Origin of the sequence: Streptomyces flaveolus (assembly GCF_044765825.1) — a bacterium.
Classification (GTDB): Bacteria; Actinomycetota; Actinomycetes; order Streptomycetales; family Streptomycetaceae; genus Streptomyces; species Streptomyces flaveolus.
In genome coordinates, this window is the sequence record NZ_JBIWKU010000012.1 from 236,479 (window position 1) to 254,662 (window position 18,184).

General features: G+C 75.1%; 18 protein-coding genes. 6 read left to right on the forward strand and 12 right to left on the reverse strand.

The features are described from left to right. Positions 1 to 37 precede the first annotated feature (37 nt). Together rpmI and infC are read right to left on the reverse strand one after the other, a co-directional pair. Positions 38 to 232: a 50S ribosomal protein L35 gene (gene rpmI, locus ACIRG6_RS31060; protein WP_003977225.1), complete on the reverse strand. Its 195-nt coding sequence runs from the start codon at positions 230 to 232 to the stop codon at positions 38 to 40. Positions 233 to 343: 111 nt separating this feature from the next. Beyond that, positions 344 to 1,009 (reverse strand): translation initiation factor IF-3, encoded by a 666-nt coding sequence (gene infC, locus ACIRG6_RS31065; protein ID WP_225638851.1) that lies wholly within the window; start codon positions 1,007 to 1,009, stop codon positions 344 to 346. Positions 1,010 to 1,396: 387 nt separating this feature from the next. On the opposite strand from infC, the gene ACIRG6_RS31070 reads away from it, so the two are divergent. After that, complete coding sequence (locus tag ACIRG6_RS31070; RefSeq protein ID WP_077800719.1) at positions 1,397 to 1,753, forward strand: DUF1844 domain-containing protein; 357 nt, start codon at positions 1,397 to 1,399, stop codon at positions 1,751 to 1,753. Between the two features lies 1 nt (position 1,754). Here ACIRG6_RS31070 and ACIRG6_RS31075 read toward each other — a convergent pair whose 3' ends face one another. Then, entirely contained in the window at positions 1,755 to 2,486 is a 732-nt protein-coding gene (locus ACIRG6_RS31075; RefSeq protein ID WP_318217820.1) for an SseB family protein, read from the reverse strand. A 117-nt stretch (positions 2,487 to 2,603) separates the two neighbouring features. Here ACIRG6_RS31075 and ACIRG6_RS31080 point away from each other — a divergent pair, with 117 nt between their 5' ends. After that, positions 2,604 to 3,605, forward strand: coding sequence for a serine hydrolase (locus tag ACIRG6_RS31080; protein ID WP_364819838.1), 1,002 nt, complete (start codon positions 2,604 to 2,606; stop codon positions 3,603 to 3,605). Here ACIRG6_RS31080 and mycP read toward each other — a convergent pair. Next, positions 3,590 to 4,771, reverse strand: a complete 1,182-nt coding sequence (gene mycP / locus ACIRG6_RS31085) for a type VII secretion-associated serine protease mycosin (protein ID WP_403325101.1) — start codon at positions 4,769 to 4,771, stop codon at positions 3,590 to 3,592. The two genes, ACIRG6_RS31080 and mycP, sit on opposite strands and share 16 nt — an antisense overlap. Further along, on the reverse strand, positions 4,768 to 5,580 hold the full coding sequence (locus tag ACIRG6_RS31090; RefSeq protein ID WP_403325107.1) for a hypothetical protein: 813 nt from the start codon (positions 5,578 to 5,580) through the stop codon (positions 4,768 to 4,770). The genes mycP and ACIRG6_RS31090 overlap by 4 nt, the downstream gene beginning before the upstream one ends. Positions 5,581 to 6,732: 1,152 nt before the next feature. Here ACIRG6_RS31090 and ACIRG6_RS31095 point away from each other — a divergent pair. Continuing rightward, entirely contained in the window at positions 6,733 to 7,935 is a 1,203-nt protein-coding gene (locus ACIRG6_RS31095) for an amino acid deaminase/aldolase (RefSeq protein WP_364676790.1), read from the forward strand. Between the two features lies 1 nt (position 7,936). On the opposite strand, the gene ACIRG6_RS31100 is transcribed toward ACIRG6_RS31095, so the two are convergent. From ACIRG6_RS31100 to ACIRG6_RS31115, 4 genes are read right to left on the reverse strand one after another with little or no spacing between them, the layout of a single operon-like run. Further along, complete coding sequence (locus ACIRG6_RS31100) at positions 7,937 to 8,893, reverse strand: DUF2510 domain-containing protein (RefSeq protein ID WP_403325108.1); 957 nt, start codon at positions 8,891 to 8,893, stop codon at positions 7,937 to 7,939. Between the two features lie 37 nt (positions 8,894 to 8,930). After that, on the reverse strand, positions 8,931 to 9,722 hold the full coding sequence (locus tag ACIRG6_RS31105; RefSeq protein WP_318217825.1) for a 3-oxoacyl-ACP reductase: 792 nt from the start codon (positions 9,720 to 9,722) through the stop codon (positions 8,931 to 8,933). Then, the gene (locus tag ACIRG6_RS31110) at positions 9,719 to 11,110 is read right to left on the reverse strand and encodes an aldehyde dehydrogenase family protein (RefSeq protein WP_403325102.1); all 1,392 of its coding nucleotides are present in this window, start codon (positions 11,108 to 11,110) and stop codon (positions 9,719 to 9,721) included. The genes ACIRG6_RS31105 and ACIRG6_RS31110 overlap by 4 nt, the downstream gene beginning before the upstream one ends. A gap of 8 nt (positions 11,111 to 11,118) precedes the next feature. Further along, positions 11,119 to 12,483 (reverse strand): glutamine synthetase family protein, encoded by a 1,365-nt coding sequence (locus ACIRG6_RS31115; protein ID WP_381689540.1) that lies wholly within the window; start codon positions 12,481 to 12,483, stop codon positions 11,119 to 11,121. 73 nt (positions 12,484 to 12,556) lie between these two features. Between ACIRG6_RS31115 and ACIRG6_RS31120 the strand changes: the two genes are divergently transcribed. Both ACIRG6_RS31120 and ACIRG6_RS31125 read left to right on the forward strand, forming a co-directional pair. Then, a complete protein-coding gene (locus ACIRG6_RS31120) occupies positions 12,557 to 13,291 on the forward strand; it encodes a FadR/GntR family transcriptional regulator (RefSeq protein ID WP_350719071.1) in 735 nt (244 codons plus the stop codon). A gap of 76 nt (positions 13,292 to 13,367) precedes the next feature. Then, on the forward strand, positions 13,368 to 14,063 hold the full coding sequence (locus tag ACIRG6_RS31125) for a gamma-glutamyl-gamma-aminobutyrate hydrolase family protein (protein ID WP_364676796.1): 696 nt from the start codon (positions 13,368 to 13,370) through the stop codon (positions 14,061 to 14,063). Positions 14,064 to 14,372: 309 nt separating this feature from the next. Here ACIRG6_RS31125 and ACIRG6_RS31130 read toward each other — a convergent pair whose 3' ends face one another. After that, complete coding sequence (locus ACIRG6_RS31130) at positions 14,373 to 15,329, reverse strand: LysR family transcriptional regulator (protein ID WP_403325103.1); 957 nt, start codon at positions 15,327 to 15,329, stop codon at positions 14,373 to 14,375. Positions 15,330 to 15,399: 70 nt separating this feature from the next. On the opposite strand from ACIRG6_RS31130, the gene ACIRG6_RS31135 reads away from it, so the two are divergent. Next, positions 15,400 to 16,557: a TDT family transporter gene (locus tag ACIRG6_RS31135; RefSeq protein WP_364676798.1), complete on the forward strand. Its 1,158-nt coding sequence runs from the start codon at positions 15,400 to 15,402 to the stop codon at positions 16,555 to 16,557. Here the strand turns inward: ACIRG6_RS31135 and ACIRG6_RS31140 are convergent. Both ACIRG6_RS31140 and ACIRG6_RS31145 read right to left on the reverse strand, forming a co-directional pair. Then, positions 16,484 to 17,203 carry a helical backbone metal receptor gene (locus tag ACIRG6_RS31140; RefSeq protein WP_364676799.1) on the reverse strand — a complete coding sequence of 240 codons (720 nt, stop codon included), beginning with the start codon at positions 17,201 to 17,203 and terminating at the stop codon, positions 16,484 to 16,486. The genes ACIRG6_RS31135 and ACIRG6_RS31140 overlap by 74 nt on opposite strands. After that, the gene (locus tag ACIRG6_RS31145; RefSeq protein WP_364676801.1) at positions 17,200 to 17,769 is read right to left on the reverse strand and encodes a helix-turn-helix domain-containing protein; all 570 of its coding nucleotides are present in this window, start codon (positions 17,767 to 17,769) and stop codon (positions 17,200 to 17,202) included. The genes ACIRG6_RS31140 and ACIRG6_RS31145 overlap by 4 nt, the downstream gene beginning before the upstream one ends. Positions 17,770 to 18,184 lie beyond the last annotated feature (415 nt).

Below are 18,184 nucleotides of genomic sequence, written 5' to 3' on the forward strand. Positions count from 1 at the left end.
CCGGTCCTGACGTACGGCGCTCAGCGGCGCCCGTACGTCACTTGCCGAGAAGCTTCTTGATCTTCGCGGCGTCGCCCGGGGCCATCTCGGCGTTGCCGGTGAGGCGACGCGTCACGCGGGACGACTTGTGCTCGAGCAGGTGGCGCTTGCCGGCGCGCTCACGGAGCACCTTGCCGGAGCCGGTGATCTTGAAGCGCTTGCTGGCACCGCTGTGCGACTTGTTCTTCGGCATAGCGCCGTTATCTCCTCGTCGGTGGCGCTCCGATGCCCGGTCGTGAAAACCGGGCACGGTGGAGCGTCGCTCTTGTATCGGTTACGTCCTGGGGACTTGCGTCCCCCGGGATCACGCCTCGGCGGAAGCCTCGGCAGGAGCCTCGGACGGGGCCTCGGCGTTGGCGGCGTCGGGGTCCGCGGCGTTCATCGAGCGGCCGGGATTGGCCTTCGCTTCGGCCTTGCGGGCTTCCTGTGCCTGGCGAGCCTCGGCCATCGCCTCGGTCTTCTTCTTGTGCGGACCGAGGACCATGATCATGTTTCGGCCGTCCTGCTTCGGGTTCGACTCCACGAAGCCGAGGTCCTGGACGTCCTCCGCGAGACGCTGCAGCAGTCGGTAGCCGAGTTCCGGCCGGGACTGCTCGCGACCACGGAACATGATCGTGATCTTGACCTTGTCGCCCTGCTTGAGGAACCGGACGACGTGACCCTTCTTGGTGTCATAGTCGTGCGGGTCGATCTTCGGCCGGAGCTTCATCTCCTTGATGACCGTGTGCGCCTGGTTCTTGCGCGCCTCACGGGCCTTCATGGCCGACTCGTACTTGAACTTCCCGTAGTCCATGAGCTTGCACACGGGCGGACGGGCGTTCGCCGCGACCTCGACGAGATCGAGGTCGTACTCCTGCGCAAGCTCCAGGGCCTTGGCAAGCGGGACAATCCCGACCTGCTCGCCGCTGGGACCGACAAGTCGCACCTCGGGAACGCGAATCCGGTCGTTGATGCGGGGCTCGGCGCTGATGGATCCTCCTCGGTAGCACCACGCGACGGTCTGGCGGACAGCCGCGTAACGTCTGTGTTCGTTAGACCTAACCGAGCCGGCGCACAAAAAATGCCCCGGACGATCACAGGCGGGGCTCCTCGAACTGCTACCGGAGCACCGCCGCGATGACCGCGGGGCGCGATTTCGGGCCGGTCGCCGCCGCGAGGACGGGACCGCCTGACCGGAGACCCGCCGTCCCGGGGGACGGTCAGGTGGGAGTTCGAAAGCCTCCACTTGTGGGCCGGGCCCGCTGCCGTGAGGCGTGCTTGTCCGACCGGTCGTTACACAAGGTTAGCAGCTCGGCAGGGGAAGGGCTAACCGAGACCGAGTGGGGCGCCGGCCGCTCCTGCGCCTATCGTGAGCGGCATGAGTGAGACCCCTCCTGAGACGCCCGACTTCGACGCCATGGCCCGCGACATCGCGGAGGTTCCCGCGGTCGAGGTGATCGTGACGGTCGCCGTCAACCTGATGAGCGCCGCCGCCGTGAAGCTCGGACTGACCGAGGAGGGCGACGCCCACAAGGACCTGGACGAGGCGCGCAAGCTGGTGCACGCGCTGGCCGGTCTGCTGGACGCGAGCACGACCGAGATCAGCTCGTTCCACGCGGCGCCGCTGCGCGACGGGCTGAAGTCGCTCCAGCTGGCGTTCCGCGAGGCGTCGCTGGTGCCGGACGAGCCGGGCCAGGGTCCGGGCGAGAAGTACACCGGCGCCGTCTACGGCTGACCTATCCGCGTACGTACAAGGGCTCGCCCGGAGGCGTCGCCCCGGCCGGCAGCAGTGCCAGGTCGAGGCCGCGCACCAGGCGGGCCCTCAGTGTCTCGTCGGCGGCCAGCCGCCCGGCGACGGCGCGGGCGGCCTCGGCCGGGGCCGCGGCGGGGTCCAGCACGAGCACCAGGGTGCCGTCGGCCTGCCCCGGCCCGAGGTGGGCGCGGAGTACGGCGGGCTCGGCGGCCACGGCGCCGCGTACGGCCTCCACGACCGCCGGGTCGGCGAGCGGATCGGTCGTCGTGCGCCCCTCGGCCAGCGCCAGCAGGGCCGCCCCGGTCAGCTCGAACGGCACCGGTCCTGCCATGTCCAGCACGACCGTGTCCGCCTTCTCGTGGGCGGCGGCCTGCAGGGCCTGATGCAGGGGTACGGCGACGGGTCGGGCCTCGGGGTCCCAGCGGGCGAGCGAGTCGGTGGAGGTGAAGGCGGGCAGGGCGGTGCGGTCGCCGGCCTTGAGGGTCGGTACGGCCATGTCGCTGGTCTTCTCGCGGCGCAGCCCGTTCTCGTCCTCCTCCACCTCGCCGAGAACGGCCACGACGGGCACGAGCAGCCGGGCGCCCTCGAGCGCCTCCAGCACGGGTGCCAGGGCGGTGCGGTCCTCGGCCCAGGCGGCGAGCGCCGCGCTCAGCCGGGGGTCGGCGGAGCCGTCGTCGTCGGAGAAGCCGGAGTCGGGAATGTTCTTGTTCGCCACGGTCCCCGACCCTATCGGGGGGTGGACGGCGCTCCTCACCGGCCTCTCACGGATCTCTGAGCCGCGTTTCACCTCCGTCCCACGGTGCGCACAGCCACCGCCCCGAGCATCGCGGGCATGGAGTCCCCCAGAGCCCGGCGGCGCCGTCGCGCCCGCCCGCCCCGGCGCCGTGCCCTGTTGTCCGCCGCCCTCGCCACGATCGCCGTGGCGGGCGTCACCGCCGCCGGGACGGTGTACGTGACGGCGCGGGCGCACCCGGGCGCGGGCGCCGTATCGTCGGCGGCCTCGGCGAGCGCGGACGGGGAGGCACCGGTGGAGAGCGCGACGGAGGCGGCCGTGGACCGGGACGCGCTGCTCGCGGCGGCGATGGAGGCGGTCCCCGTGGCGGACGGCGCGGAGGTGTCGGTGGCGGTGCTCGACCCGGAGTCCGGGGCCGGCGCCACGTACGGCGCGGGGGTCTTCGACACCGCGAGCATCGTCAAGGTCGACATCCTGGCGGCGCTGCTGCTGCGGGCGCAGGACGCGGGACGGACCCTGACCGCCGAGGAGAAGGCGTACGCCGTCGACATGATCGAGAACAGCGACAACGACGCGGCGACGGCGCTGTGGCAGGCGATCGGGGCGGCGCAGGGGCTCGACGCCGCCAACGAGCGCTTCGGTCTCAGCGCCACCGAGGGCGGCGACGGGCCGCTGTGGGGGCTGACGCGGACGACGGCCGCCGACCAGATCGCGCTGCTGGGGCAGGTGTTCGGGGCGGAGGGCTCCGCGCTGAGCGAGGCCTCCCGGGCGTATCTGCGGGAGCTGATGGGGCGGATCGCCGACGACCAGCGGTGGGGGGTGTCGGCGGCGGCCGACGGCACGAGCGGTGCGTGGGCGCTGAAGAACGGCTGGCTGCGGCGCAGCACCACCGGGCTGTGGGTGGTCAACAGCATCGGGCGGGTGACGTCCGGCGGCCACGACCGGCTGGTGGCGGTGCTCTCGCGAGGCAGCGCGACCCAGGCGGCGGGGGTCTCGCTCACCGAGGCGGTGGCGCGGGCGGCGGTGTCGGTGTTCGCCGGCGCCGACGACGGGCGGGCGGCGGGCGGGGACGGCGCGGCCGGGGATCAGAAGTCGTCGTAGCGTTCGCGGCGCCCGCGCCACAGGACCACGGAGGCGACGATCAGGACGCCGCCCGCGCTGCCGGCCAGCGGAGCCGCCCAGACCGAGGTGCCGTCGTGGGAGGCGGGGGCGTCCGGTCCCGAGCCGAAGTACTTCTCGCCGTAGGCCGCCGGGTCCGGCCCTCGCGGCTTCAGACGTCCGGCGGCCTCGATGGCGGCGGCGGGGTCGATGAAGCCGAAGCCCCGGGAGTCGTCGCGCCCGTCGGCGGGGGCGTTGCGGGCCGTGTCCTCCAGGAGCTTCTTGACCTGGGCCGGAGTGAGGTCCGGGTGGGCCGACTTGACCAGCGCGGCGGCGCCGGAGACGAAGGCGGAGGCGGCGCTGGTGCCCCAGCCCTCGTAGTAGCGGTGGTCCGGGTCGGCGATGATCACGTCGACGCCGGGGGCGCTGACCGTGGCGTACCAGCGGCGGGTGGAGAAGGAGGCGCGGGTGCCGAAGCGGTCGACGGCGGTCGCGGCGATGACGCCCGGGTAGGCGGCCGGGTAGGAGATGTGGTCGCCCTTCTCGCCGCCGTTGCCGGCCGAGGCGACGACGATCACGCCCTTCTTCAGGGCGTACTGGATGGCCTCGTCCTCGGCGGGTTCGGGGTGGGCGGAGGCTGAGTCGTCGCCGAGGGAGAGGTTGATGATGTCGGCGCCGTGGTCGGCGGCCCAGCGGATGCCCTCGGCGAGCGCGTTGCCGCGGGTCTCGCGGGCCTTGGCGCGGGAGGGGTCGCCGTCCTCGAGGATCACGCGGACGGGGAGGATCCTGGCCTCGGGCGCGATGCCCATGACGCCCTCGGTGTCGCCGGGGCCGTGGCCGTGACCGGCGATGATCCCGGCCATGGCGGTGCCGTGCCGGGCCCAGGCGCGGTCGCCCTCGCTCGCGCCGAAGCCGACCAGGTCGGTGCCGGTGAGGACGTTGCCGGCCAGGTCGGGGTGGTCGGCCTCGACGCCGGTGTCCAGGACGGCGACGGTGACGCCCGCGCCCTTGGTGGTGCGCCACGCCTCGTCGGTGTGCATGGCGTCGAGGGCCCACTGCCTGGCGCGGATGCCGTCGGCGTGCGCGGCGGGCGCCGGGACGAGGACGAGCGCGGCGGCGAGCAGGACGCTCAGGGCGCCGCCGGTCCGGCGGATGCTGGCGGTCTTCACGAGGGCTGCTCCGTGGCGGGGCCGACGTTCTTGCGCAGGGCGCGTTCGACGCGGTCGGCGAGACCCTGTGCCTCGTGACCGAGGCCGGCCTGGGCCGGGGCGGAGGTGGCGCCGGACTCCATGGCCTCCTCCGCGGGCTCGGGCCGGTCGACGGTGCGGCCGTCGGCCCAGCCGGAGACGGCGTAGACGACGACGGGGGCGTCGGTGAGGACGGAGACGGTCCACGAGGCGCGCCCGTCCGCGCCGAAGCCGGCGGCGACGGTGTCCTCGGCGGCGTACGGGAGCGGCACGAGGTCGGCGCGCCGGGCCAGGCCCTCTTTCTCGAACCGGCTCGCCAGCGAGGTCATGGCGGCGGCGTCGGCCTTGGTGAAGAGCAGGCCGACGGTGGTGACGTAGCTCTGGGTGGCGTCGGTGTAGGTGGCGCGCAGCAGGCGTGCGCAGCCGGCCGGGGCGAGGGCCTTGCCCAGCAGCGGGTCGAAGGCGCCCGCGCAGCCCCTGTCCGGGGCCACGGCGACGCGGGTCCAGGTGCGGTCGGCGCCGCCGGGACCGGCGCCCTGCCCCTGCACGGTGGGCGGGAAGAGCTGGTCGACCGGGACGCTGTGCCACAGGTCCCCGGCCGCGGTGAAGGCGCTGCGCGCGTCGGCGTCGCCGGAGTCCCCGGCGAGCCAGCTGCCGGTGACGGCGCCGGTGACGAGGCCGGCCCCGAGCACCAGGCAGACGGCCGCGGCGACGGCCTGGGGCCGCAGGCGTCCGCCGAGCGGGCGCGGCCGGGCGAGCTCGTCGTACCCCTCGGGCTCGGCGAACGACACGCGGGGCCGCGGCCCGGCACCGGGCACGGAAGGGGCGCTCCACGACAGGGCCGGGTCGGGGGCGTGCGGTTCGGGCGCGGAGCGCGGTGCGGGCTGCGCCGGGATCGGACGCAGGCGCGTGGTCGTCTCCGACGGGGTTTCCGCGGGGGCGGCGGCGGGACGGCGTTCCGGCGGTACGTCGCGCCCTCGCGGCGCTTCGGCGGCGGCACCGTCGCGCCCGACGGTCGGCGGGGCGTCCGGGAAGCGGGCGGTGGCACGCGGCGGCGGAGGCGTGGAGGCGGCACCAGGCGGGCCGGCGGGCCCCGGCCGGGTGGAGGACCGCCGGTCGGCACCGCCCGGCGCCTGCGGCGGACGCCGCGGCGCGACGGGCCGGGCCGGCGTGCCCGCGTCGTCCTGGGCGCCGGGGGGCGTCGGCTCGCCGCCGGACGGCACGGTGACCGGGCGCGGTGGCGTCCCCGGGCGGCGCGGGGCCTCGGGGCCCGCCGACGTGGCGTCGGGGGCCGCCGGCGCGCCCGGACGGCGAAGTGGGCCCCCGGTCGGCGGGGTGCCGGGGCGGGGTGATGCGGCCTCGGAGGCCGGCGCGCTCGGACGGCGAAGAGAGCCCGCGGCCGGCGGGGTGCTGGGACGGGGTGATGCGCCTCCGGGAGCATGCGCGCCCGGACGGCGAAGAGAGCCCCCGGTCGGCGGGGTGCCGGGGCGGGGTGATGCGGCCTCGGGGGCCGGTGCGCTCGGGTGGTGGGGAGGGCCGGCGGGCGGGGGTGTGGCGGGGCGGGGCGGAGGGAGGGGGTGGGGGGCCTCGGGCGGTGTCGCGTCGCCGGCGGGTGGGGCCGAGGGACGTGGGGGGAGGGAGGCGCGGCGCGCTTCCGTGCTCATGCACCCCCCGTTTCCTCGGGCCCGGGCCGGTGGTCCGGCGCGGGCCGGCGTTCTCCTGCCCGGGCCCGGAGCGGACTGGCCGTCCCGGGCACGCATACCCGCACGGGCGGACCGCCATCCCGGCGCGGACCCGGGGTCCTGCCGCCCGGGCCGTTCCACCGTGCGTGCGCGTCACTCTACGGCGTGCCCCCGCCCGGAGGGGAACCAGTCCGCGGGCCCGTGGCATTGGCCCGGAACGTCCCCCTACCCTGCGGTAATCCCGTCTGGCAGGCTTCGTTCATGACTGCGCGCGCCGCCGACCGGGCCCGTTACGACCGGGCCACCGCCCATCTGGACGCCCCCGTGGCGATCGTGGACCTGGAGGCTTTCGACGCCAACGCGGACGATCTGGTCCGCCGGGCCGGCGGGAAGCCGATCCGCGTCGCCAGCAAGTCCGTCCGCTGCCGTGCCCTGCTCGAACGCGTCCTGGCGAAGGACGGTTTCGCGGGGATCATGTCCTTCACGCTGGCCGAGTCCCTGTGGCTGGCACGCTCCGGGTTCGAGGACGTGCTGCTCGCCTATCCGTCCGCGGACCGCGCCGGGTACGCGGAGCTGACCGCCGACCCCAAGCTGGCCTCCGCCGTGACCGTGATGGTCGACGACCCGGCACAGCTGGGGTTCATCGACGCGGCCCGGGACGGCGGCCGCGAAGTGGTGCGGGTCTGTCTGGAGTTGGACACCTCGCTGCGACTGCTCGGCGGGCGGGTGCGCGTGGGGGCGCGGCGGTCGCCGCTGCACTCCCCCGCGCAAGTCGCCGACCTGGCACGGGCGGTGGCCCGGCGACCGGGGTTCCAGGTCGTCGGCGTCATGGCGTACGAGGGTCATGTCGCCGGCGTCGGGGACGCGGTGGCGGGACGGCCGCTGCGGTCCCGGGCGGTACGGCTGATGCAGGCCGCGGCCCGCCGCGAACTCGCCGAGCGGCGCGCCGCGGTGGTGCGGGCGGTGCGGGCCGTGGTGCCGGACCTGGAGTTCGTCAACGGTGGGGGCACGGGCAGCGTGCAGCACACCGCCGCGGAGGACGCGGTCACCGAGATCGCCGCCGGGTCCGGGCTGTACGTGCCGCGGCTGTTCGACAACTACACGTCGTTCAGCGGGCGTCCGGCGGCCCTGTTCGCCCAGCCCGTGGTGCGGCGCCCCGGGGTCGGGGTGGTGACCGTGCTCGGCGGCGGCTATCCGGCCTCCGGCGCGGCCGGCGCCGACCGGCTCCCGGTGCCGTATCTGCCCGAGGGGCTGCGCTACGACCCCCAGGAGGGCGCCGGCGAGGTGCAGACGCCGCTGCTGGGCTCTCCCGCGGACGACCTGCTGATCGGCGACAAGGTGTGGTTCCGGCACGCCAAGGCCGGTGAGCTGTGCGAGCGGTTCGACACCCTGCACCTGGTGGAGGGGGACGCGGTGACGGCGACGGTGCCGACGTACCGGGGCGAGGGGCGCACCTACCTGTAGGTCAGGCCGAGGGGCCGATGCTGCTGCCCACGCCGCCGCCCGTGGCCGCGTCGCCGACGGGCCTGATGCCGTCGGTGATCCTGTCCATGTCGGCGAGCGGCGGCCCGTCCTCGCCGGCGTCGAAGACGTAGCGGACGAGGATCGGGGACTCGGTGCCGACGGTGGACGGGAACACCAGCGACTGCACGTAGCCGCCGGGGCCCTTGGCCGTCGTCACCCGCCAGCGCACGTAGTACCCGGCGCGTCCGGCGACGGCGACCGGCCCGGATCCGACGACCTCGTGGGACTCGACGCCCCCGAACGGCTTGCCGCCGACCGTGTCGCGGTCGTAGGCGTCGTCGGCCGCGTCCTCGATGTCCTGTTCGGCGAGGACCTTCGGGGAGCTCTCGGCGTTCGCGGTGACCGTACGGGAGATGACGAGGCCGTGCCGGCACACGCCGCCGTCGCCGGGGCAGTCGTAGGTGCCGTCCGTGGTCATCATGACGTCGTCCTCGGGGACGTACTGCGGGCGCACCCAGCCGTCCGGCAGCGGGAAGGTGATGCCGTTGAGCTGGTCCTCGACGACGGCGGGGTCGTCCGGGGAGGGCTCGGAGGGGGTGGGTGAGGGGGTCGGCGACGCGGTCCGCGGTGCGGGGGCCGTGGAGGTCGCCGCGGTCGGCAGGGTCCGGGCCCCCGTGCCGGTGTCGTCCTCGCCGAGGAGGACGACGCCCGTGGCGATCGCCGCGACGAGGACCGCCGCGGCGGCGGTGAGGGCCGCGGCCTTCGCGCGCCGGTTCCCCGGCCGCCGCTGTCCCGGGCCGCCCGTGGCCGGCGGCACGGTCGGTGGCTCCGCGGGCTGCGGCACGGGCGCTCCGAAGCCCTCGGGCGCGCGCCGGTGTTCGGTCCAGGCCGTGCCGTCCCACCAGCGTTCCCGGTGCGGGGCCGACGGGTCGCGGTACCAGCCGGGCGGAGGCGTCATGCTCATCCCGGCACTGTAGGACGCCGCGTGCGGCGATCTACAGCGGTGTGACGTACGCCCCGGAGATCCCGCCGTCCACCAGGAAGTCGGTGGCGTTGACGAAGGAGGAGTCGTCGCTGGCCAGGAACGCGACGGCGGCGGCGATCTCCTCTGCCTCGGCGAAGCGCCCGACCGGGATGTGCACGAGCCGGCGCGCGGCCCGCTCCGGGTCCTTGGCGAACAGCTCCTGGAGCAGCGGGGTGTTGACCGGGCCGGGGCACAGGGCGTTGACCCGGATGCCCTCCCGGGCGAACTGCACGCCCAGCTCCCGGGACATGGCGAGGACGCCGCCCTTGGAGGCCGTGTACGAGATCTGGCTGGTGGCGGCGCCCATCCGGGCGACGAAGGACGCGGTGTTGATGATCGAGCCCCTGCCCTGGCGCCGCATGTAGGGGATGGCGGCCTTGCAGCACAGGTAGACGGAGGTGAGGTTGACCTCCTGGACGCGCTTCCAGGCCTCCAGGCCGGTCTCCAGGATGGAGTCGTCGTCGGGCGGGGAGATGCCCGCGTTGTTGAAGGCGACGTCGACGCTGCCGTAGGTGTCGTAGGCCGCCCTGAACAGCGCCTCGACCTGCTCGGGGTCGGTGACGTCGGCCTTGACGAAGATGCCGCCGCTCTCCTCGGCCGCCGCCTTGCCCCGGGTCTCGTCCACGTCCCCGCAGACGACGTGCGCGCCCTCGGAGGCGAGCCGGCGGGCGGAGGCGAGGCCGATGCCGCTGCCGGCTCCGGTGACGACGGCGGTACGGCCGGCCAGGCGGCGGCAGATGATCTCCTCGGTCGCTTCGCTCACTGTGCGGGGCCCTCCGTGCTCGACGGGACGTTGCTGAGGAAGACGTTCTTGGTCTCGGTGAAGGCGGTCAGCGCGTCCGGGCCCAGCTCGCGGCCCAGTCCGGACTGTTTGAACCCGCCGAACGGCGTCCAGTAGCGGACGCTGGAGTGGGAGTTGACGGACAGGTTCCCGGCGCGCACGGCGCCCGACACGCGCAGGGCGCGGCCGACGTCCCGGGTCCAGACCGAGCCGGAGAGGCCGTAGTCGGTGGCGTTGGCCAGGCGGATCGCGTCGGCCTCGTCGTCGAAGGGCAGGACGACGGCGACGGGCCCGAAGACCTCCTCGACGGCCACGCGGGCGTGCGGGTCGACGCCGGTGAGGACGGTGGGCGGGAACCAGAAGCCGGGGACGCCCTCGGGTGCCTTGCCGCGGATGCCGTCCGCGTCGTCGGGGACGCAGGAGCGGACGCGGTCCAGCTGGGCCCGGGAGATCAGCGGGCCCATGTCGGTGCTCTCGTCGGCCGGGTCGCCCACGCGGACGGACTCGATCGCGGGGGCGAGCAGGCCGAGGAAGCGGTCGAGGACGCCGCGTTGGACGAGGATGCGGGTGCGGGCGCAGCAGTCCTGGCCCGCGTTGTCGAGGAAGGACATGGGGGCGGCGGCCGCGGCGGCCTCCAGGTCGGCGTCGGCGAAGACGATGTTGGGGCTCTTTCCGCCGAGTTCGAGGGTGACGGGCTTGAGGAGTGCCGCGCCCTTGGCCGCCACCTGACGGCCCACGGCCGTCGACCCGGTGAAGACGATCTTCGCCACGCCCGGGTGCTCGACCAGCGCGTCGCCCGCGACGGGCCCGTGGCCCGGCAGCACCTGGAACAGGCCCTCCGGCAGTCCGGCCTCCAGGGCCAGTTCGGCCAGGCGCAGAGCGGTCAGCGGGGTCGTCTCGGCGGGCTTGAGGAGGACAGCGTTGCCGGCCGCGAGCGCGGGGGCCGTGCCCCAGGCGGCGATCGGCATCGGGAAGTTCCAGGGCGCGATGACGCCGACGACGCCGAGCGGTTCGAGGAGGGTCACGTCGAGCCCCCCGGCGACCGGGATCTGCCGTCCGGTGAGCCGCTCCACTCCCCCGGCGGCGTAGTCGAGCAGGTCGCGCACGTTGCCCGCCTCCCAGCGGGCGTTGCCGACGGTGTGCCCGGCCTCCCGGACCTCCAGCCGGGCCAGCTCCTCCAGACGGCCGTCCACGGCGGCGGCGAAGCGGCGCAGCAGCCGGGCCCGGTCGCCCGGCGCGAGGGCGGCCCAGGCCGTCTGGGCCCGGGCGGCCCGTACGACGGCGGCGTCCACGTCGGCGGCGGAGGCGGCGGGGACGGTCGCGAGGACCTCTTCGGTGGCGGGGTTCAGTACGCGGAGCTCGTCGGACAACGGGGACCTCACAGGCGTTCGAAGGAGCGGCGCAGCTCCCAGTCCGTGACCGCGGCGTCGAAGGCGTCCAGTTCGACGCGCGCCATGTTGCGGTAGTGGGCGACGACCTCGTCGCCGAAGGCGGCGTGGGCGATGGCGCTGTTCTCCCACAGCTCGGCGGCCTCGCGCAGGGTGGTCGGGACGTGCGCGAAGTCGGCGGCGTAGGCGTTGCCCGGGCAGGGCTCGGGCAGCTCCAGGCGCTGTTCGACGCCGTGCAGACCGGCCGCGACCATGCCGGCCACCGCGAGGTACGGGTTGACGTCACCGCCGGGGAGCCGGTTCTCGAAGCGCAGGGAGCGGCCGTGGCCGACGACGCGCAGGGCGCAGGTGCGGTTGTCGTGGCCCCAGGCGACTGCGGTCGGGGCGAAGGAGCCGGGCTGGAAGCGCTTGTAGCTGTTGATGTTGGGGGCGTAGAGGAGCGAGAACTCCCGGAGCGCCGCGAGCTGTCCGGCGAGGAAGTGCCGCATGACCTCGGACATGCCGCCGTCGCGGTCGCCGGGCATGACGCTGTTCCCGTCGGCGTCCGCGAGGGAGAGGTGGATGTGGCAGGAGTTGCCCTCGCGCTCGTTGTACTTGGCCATGAAGGTGAGCGACATGCCCTCCTGGGCGGCGATCTCCTTCGCGCCGGTCTTGTAGACGGCGTGCTGGTCGCACGTCACGAGGGCCTCGTCGTAGCGGAAGGCGATCTCGTGCTGGCCGGGGTTGCACTCGCCCTTGGCGGACTCCACGGTGAGGCCGGCGCCGGCCATCTCGTTGCGGATACGGCGCAGCAGGGGCTCGATGCGGCCGGTGCCGAGCACCGAGTAGTCGATGTTGTACTGGTTGGCCGGGGTCAGTGCGCGGTAGTTCGCGTCCCAGGCCTGTTCGTAGGTGTCGCGGAAGACGATGAACTCCAGCTCCGTGCCGGCCCGGGCGGTCCAGCCGTGTCCGGCCAGGCGGTCCAGCTGGCGGCGCAGGATCTGGCGGGGCGCGGCGAGCACCGGGGAGCCGTCGTCCCAGGCGAGGTCGGCGACGACCAGGGCCGTGCCCTCGTTCCAGGGCAGGCGGCGCAGGGTGTTCAGGTCGGGGTGCAGGGCGAAGTCGCCGTAGCCGCGGTCCCAGGAGGACATCGCGTATCCGTCGACGGTGTTCATGTCGGTGTCGACGGCGAGGAGGTAGTTGCAGCCCTCCGTGCCGTGGTCGAGGACCTCGTCCAGGAAGAACCGCGCGGCGAACCGCTTGCCCTGCAGGCGTCCCTGCATGTCGGGGAAGGCCAGGACGACGGTGTCGATCTCGCCGCCCGCGACCAGGGCGTGCAGTTCCTCGACCCCGAGCGGGGGTGTGCGGTCTGCCACGGAGGGGCCTCCTTCCGACCGGGACCCATAAGGTATTGCTGGGAACCATTGGTTGGGAAGGGGGCGCGGCCGTATGCCGGAGGGGAACGGGGGGAGCGTGCCGGACCGGCTCACGCCGGTGCTGCGCCCGGTGCGGGCCGGCAACGGCTTCGAGGAGGCGCTGGAGCAGATCCTCCAGGTGGTCCGGCTGGGCCTGGTGCCGGAGGGCGGGCGGCTGCCGGCCGAGCGGGATCTGGCCGAGCGGCTGGGGGTCAGCCGGGTGACGCTGCGCGAGGTCCTGAAGGTGCTCCAGGACCAGGGGCTGCTGGAGTCCCGGCGCGGACGGTACGGCGGCACGTTCGTGCTGCCCCGCCCGGACGCCGGCGGCGAGGACGAGTTGCGGCGCCGGATCGCCGGGGTCGACCTGGAGGACGTGCTGCGCTTCCGGGAGGTGCTGGAGGTGGGGGCGGCCGGGCTGTGCGCGGCGCACGGGCTGACGGACGGGCGCGCGGCGCGGCTGCGGGCGGCGCTGGACGCCACGCACGAGGCGCCGCTGGCGGAGTACCGGCGGCTGGACACGATGCTGCACCTGGCCCTCGCGGAGCTGTGCGGCTCGCCGACGCTGACCGCGCAGTACGCGGCCGTCCGGGCGAGCGTGAACGGTCTGCTGGACTGCATCCCGCTGCTGGTGCGCAACCTGGAGCACTCCCAGCGGCAGCACACCGCGCTGGTGGAGGCGGTGCTCGACGGGGACGCGGACGGGGCGCGGGAGATCATGCGGGAGCACTGCGCGGGGACGGCCGCGCTGCTGCGCGGGTTCCTGGCGTGAGGGTCCGCTCCGCGGGGTGTCGCGGGATCGGTCGGGTCTGCAAAGGTACGGAGACGGTCCATTACCGGGAGGTCGGATGGGCGACAGGCCGCTGATCGGCGTCAGCACGTATCTGGAGTCCGCGGCGCGCTGGGGCGTGTGGGAGCTGGAGGCGGCGCTGCTGCCCGCCGGGTATCCGCGGCTCGTGCAGCGGGCGGGCGGGCTGGCCGCCATGCTCCCGCCGGACGCGCCGGAGCACGCCGCCGCCACCGTCGCCCGCCTCGACGGCCTGGTCATCGCGGGCGGCCCCGACGTGGACCCGGTGCGCTACGGCGCCGAGCCCGGCCCCCGCACCGGCCCGCCCGCGCGCGCCCGCGACACGTGGGAGCTCGCGCTCATCGGTGCGGCCCTCGCGGCCCGCGTCCCGCTGCTGGGCATCTGCCGGGGCATGCAGCTGCTGAACGTCGCCCTGGGCGGCACGCTCGTGCAGCACATCGAGGGCCACGCGGAGGTGGTGGGCGTGTTCGGCGGTCACCCGGTCACGCCGGTGCCGGGGACGCGGTACGCCGGTGTCGTGGCGGAGGAGACGTTCGTACCGACGTATCACCACCAGGCGGTGGAGCGGCTCGGAGCCGGCCTGATCGCCTCGGCCCACGCGGCGGACGGAACGGTGGAGGCGGTCGAACTGCCCCCCGCCGACGGCTGGGCCCTGGGCGTCCAGTGGCACCCGGAGATGGGCGAGGACACCCGGGTGATGCGGGCCCTGGTCGACGCGGCGAGCGGGTCGGACTGAGCGAACCGGCCCCGCACGATCGGCTGAGCGGACCGGCAGGCGGGCCACCCCGCCCCGGCCGGCCCGGGCGGACCGGCACGCCGGCCGGACACACGCGCCGCCGGGCACCGACGCGAACCACCCCGCGGCACCGGCGCCGGTGCGGACACCCCTGTCCGGCGCGCACCCGCTCGCGATCACCCGCGTCCCAGCCGTACCGCCGACGGCGTCGGCCGGCACGGGCCGGCGCGTCGACCGACCGGCGCTCGCCCGGCTCCACGCCCGGGCCGCCCCACGAGCCCCGCCCCGCGCCACCGCCGCCGAGCGGACTCACCCCCGTGTCAGCGACAGCAACTGACGTGCCGGTCCCGTCGGGCGGTGGCCCGTGGGCCATACGGCGCGCAGGTCGCGTGCCAGGGCGACGTCCGCCACCGGCACGCTGACCAGGCGTCGCGTCGTGAGTTCCTCGCCGACGGCGAGTTCGCTGAGGACCGCCGGGCCGGCGCCGCCGACGGCGGCGGCCTTCACCGCGGTGGTCGACGACAGCTCGATCAGGGGACGGGCCAGGCCGCCCAGGGCCGCGTCCAGGACCTGCCGGGTGCCCGAGCCCTCCTCCCGCAGGATCAGCGGGGTCGCCGCCAGCTCCTCCGCGGCCAGGGGGCGGCGCCGACGGGCCCACGGGTGCGTGGGTGCCGCCACGACGATCAGCCGGTCGTGGGCGATGACGGCGGAGTCCAGACCCGCCGGGACGCTCACGCCCTCCACGAACCCCAGATCCGCCTCGTCGGCGAGCAGCCGCTCCGCCACGGCCGCCGAGTTCCCGGCGAGGAGCGACACCGCGGTGTCCGGCAGCTGGCCGCGCAGCGCGACCAGCCAGCCCGGCAGCAGGTACTCGGCGATGGTCATGCTCGCCGCCACCCGCAGCCGCGAGTCCCGCCGGTCCCGCAACGCCTGCGCACCCGCGTCGAACGCCTCCGCCGCCTCCACGATCCGCCGCGCCCAGTCCGTGACCAGCGCACCGGCGTCGGTGAGCCGGGACCCGCGCGGCGAGCGGTCCACCAGCGCCACCCCCAACTGCCGCTCCATCGAGCGGATGCGGCTGCTGGCGGCCGGCTGGGTGATGCCCAGCTCGCGCGCGGCCCCGCCGAGGCTGCCCAGCCGCGCCACCGCCAGCAGCAGCTCCATGGCGCCGAGATCCGGCACCCGGTGCGACAGCGAGCCCGCCACGTGCCGCCCCGGCTCGCCGTGCCCGTCCTCCCCGTTGCCCCTGACCCTCCTGCTGCTCATAACCCCAGCTTATGCCCTCATAGGGGCATGGTCCCTGGTCAGGGAGTTCGGGCGCCGAGACCGTAGGATCATGGTCACCGCAGCCCAGCCCCTGTCCCCCGCCTCCGCCCCGGTACGGCGCGTCCCGGCCGTCCGTCATCTCGGCCCGAACTGGTACGCGTGCGTCATGGGCACCGCCGTCGTCGGCACCGCGGGCGCCGGGCTCCCGTGGCACGTACCCGGTCTGCGCACCGTCTGCACCGCCGTCTGGGCGCTGTCCCTCGCCCTGCTGGCGGCCTTGCTCGTGGCCAGGTCCCTGCACTGGCGGCACCACCGCGACCAGGCCCGCGCCCATCTGCTGGACCCGGCCGCGGCCCCCTTCTACGGCTGCCTGTCCATGGCCCTGCTGGCGGTCGGCGGCGGAGCCGTGACCGTCGGCCGGGACTGGACCGGCGAGCCGGCCGCGGTCGCCCTCGACACGGTGCTGTTCACCGCCGGTACGGCGATCGGGCTGGCGGCGGCGGTCGCCGTCCCGTACCTGATGGCCGTACGGCACCGGACGGAGCCGGGCCAGGCCAGCCCCGTATGGCTGCTGCCGCTCGTCGCCCCGATGGTGTCCGCGGCCGTCGGTCCGCTGCTGGTCCCGCACCTGCCGCCGGGACAGCCCCGCGAGACGCTGCTGCTCGCCTGCGTCGCGATGTTCGGGCTGAGTCTGCTCGCGACCCTGGTGACACTCCCGGTGATCTTCGGCAGGCTGCTCACGGCCGGTCCGCTGCCGCTCGCGCTCACCCCGTCGCTGTTCCTGGTGCTGGGCCCGCTCGGGCAGTCCACGACCGCCGTGGGCAAGTTCGCGGACCTGGCTCCCGGTGTCCTGCCCGGCCCGTACGCCGAGGGGTTCGCCGTGTTCGCCGTCCTGTACGGCGTTCCGGTGATGGGCTTCGCACTGATGTGGCTGGCCCTCGCCGCCGCGCACGTCGTGCGGGCCCGGCGCCGTGGCATGCGCTTCTCGATGACGTGGTGGTCGTTCACCTTCCCGGTGGGCACCTGTGTCACCGGCTGCGAGGCGCTGGCCCGGCACACCGGTCTCGCCGCCTACGACGTGCTCACCCTCGCCCTGTACGCGCTGCTCGTCACCGCCTGGGCCGTCGCCGCCGTGCACACCGCGCGCGGCCTGGTCAGCGGCGCGCTGCTCGCAGCGCCGCGCCCAGCCGCCGGGGCGCCTCGGCCAGCGACGGCCCGTACCACGTGAGGCACCGCCCGTCGACGAGGGCGCAGGGCAGGCCGGGGAAGGCCTCCGGCCCGTCGTCGGCGGTGAAGCGGTACGGCTCGTCCGGCAGCACCACGACGTCCGGGCGGGCCGCGCGCAGTTCCTCGACCGGGACCTTCGGATAGCGCTCGGCGTGACCGGCATACAGGTGGTCGACGCCGAGGCGGGCGAGCACATCGCCGGCGAAGGTGTCGCGGCCCAGCACCATCCAGGGCCGGCGCCACACCGGTACGACGGCCGTGGCGCGGCGCTCCGGGACGGGCAGCGCCGACCAGGCCTCCTGGGCCGCGTCCAGCCACCGGGGCCGGGACGGCGCGCCGCAGGCCGTCAGCACCCGGTCGAGCTCGGTGAAGGCCTGCGCGACGGTGCGCACCTCGGTGACCAGGACCTCGACGCCGCCCGCGCGCAGGGCGTCCAGGTCGGGGGCCCGGTTCTCCTCCTCGTTGGCGAGCACCAGGTCGGGGGCGAGGGCGAGGATCCGCTCGACGTCCGGGTTCTTCGTGCCGCCGATCCGGGCGGCGTCGAGACCGGCCGGGTGCGTGCACCAGTCGGTGGCGCCGATCAGGGCGCCGGGGACGGTGTGCGCGACGGACTCCGTCAGGGACGGTACGAGGGAGACGACCCTCACCGGCGCGGCCGGTCCCGTACGGCCTCGATGTGCTCGGCGACGGCGACGACGATCAGCCGCGTGTCGGGCACGGTCGCCCGCCAGCGGTGCCGCACCCCGCCGGTCAGGTACAGGGTGTCGCCGCGTCCCAGCCGGTAGGCGCGCCCCTCGGCCTCGATCTCCACGGCACCCTCGGCGACGAACATCAACTGGTCGTTGCGGTACTGCAGTTCCCGGCCCGCGTCGTGGTCGCCGGTGAACTCCGAGGCGTGCATCTGGTGGTGTCCGCGCACCAGGGACCGCACCTTGGGCGCGAGCTCGGGGTCCGGGTCCTCGGCCCGGACCACGTCCACGCTGCACGCGGGGTCGGCGGCGGCGAGCAGTTCCACGGCGGTGGTGCGCAGGGCGTCGGCCACCTTCTCCAGGGAGGTCTGGCTGGGGCGGGCCCGGTCGTTCTCGATCTGGCTCAGGAAGGGCACGGACAGGCCGCTGCGCTGGGAGACGACGGCAAGCGTGAGCTCCAGGGCGCGGCGCCGTCGCCGTACGGCCGCGCCCACCCGAAGGTGCTGGTCTTTGTGGTCGCCCATCGCTCCGGCTCCCTCCTTCGCCCGTCGCCGTCGTACCGCCGTCCCGTGCCGGGGCGCCGTCCTCCTGAGGAGTTCTCTGCACCCTATGCATGTTCGGCAAACCGTTTCATGCGGCCGTCACATCGATGTCACGGTGCGGTGGCCGCGACCTCACAGTTCTCGCCACGCGACGAGCCGCCCGCCGTGTGCAGCGGGCACCCTACCGGTTCAAGGCACAGGCGGCTCTCCGTGTTCCCCGCTGGTCCACGGTGCCCTCACCGCCGGGGCTCGGGTGGTGGCATGGCGCTCCGTGGTTGTCCGGATCCTCACCGTGTCCCGGGGGGAAAGACCCGAGGGGTGGGGGGGCGCGCGGGGGGGGGGGGGGGGGGCCCCCCCCCCCGCGGGGGGGGGGGCGGGCCCCGGGCCCCCCCCCGGA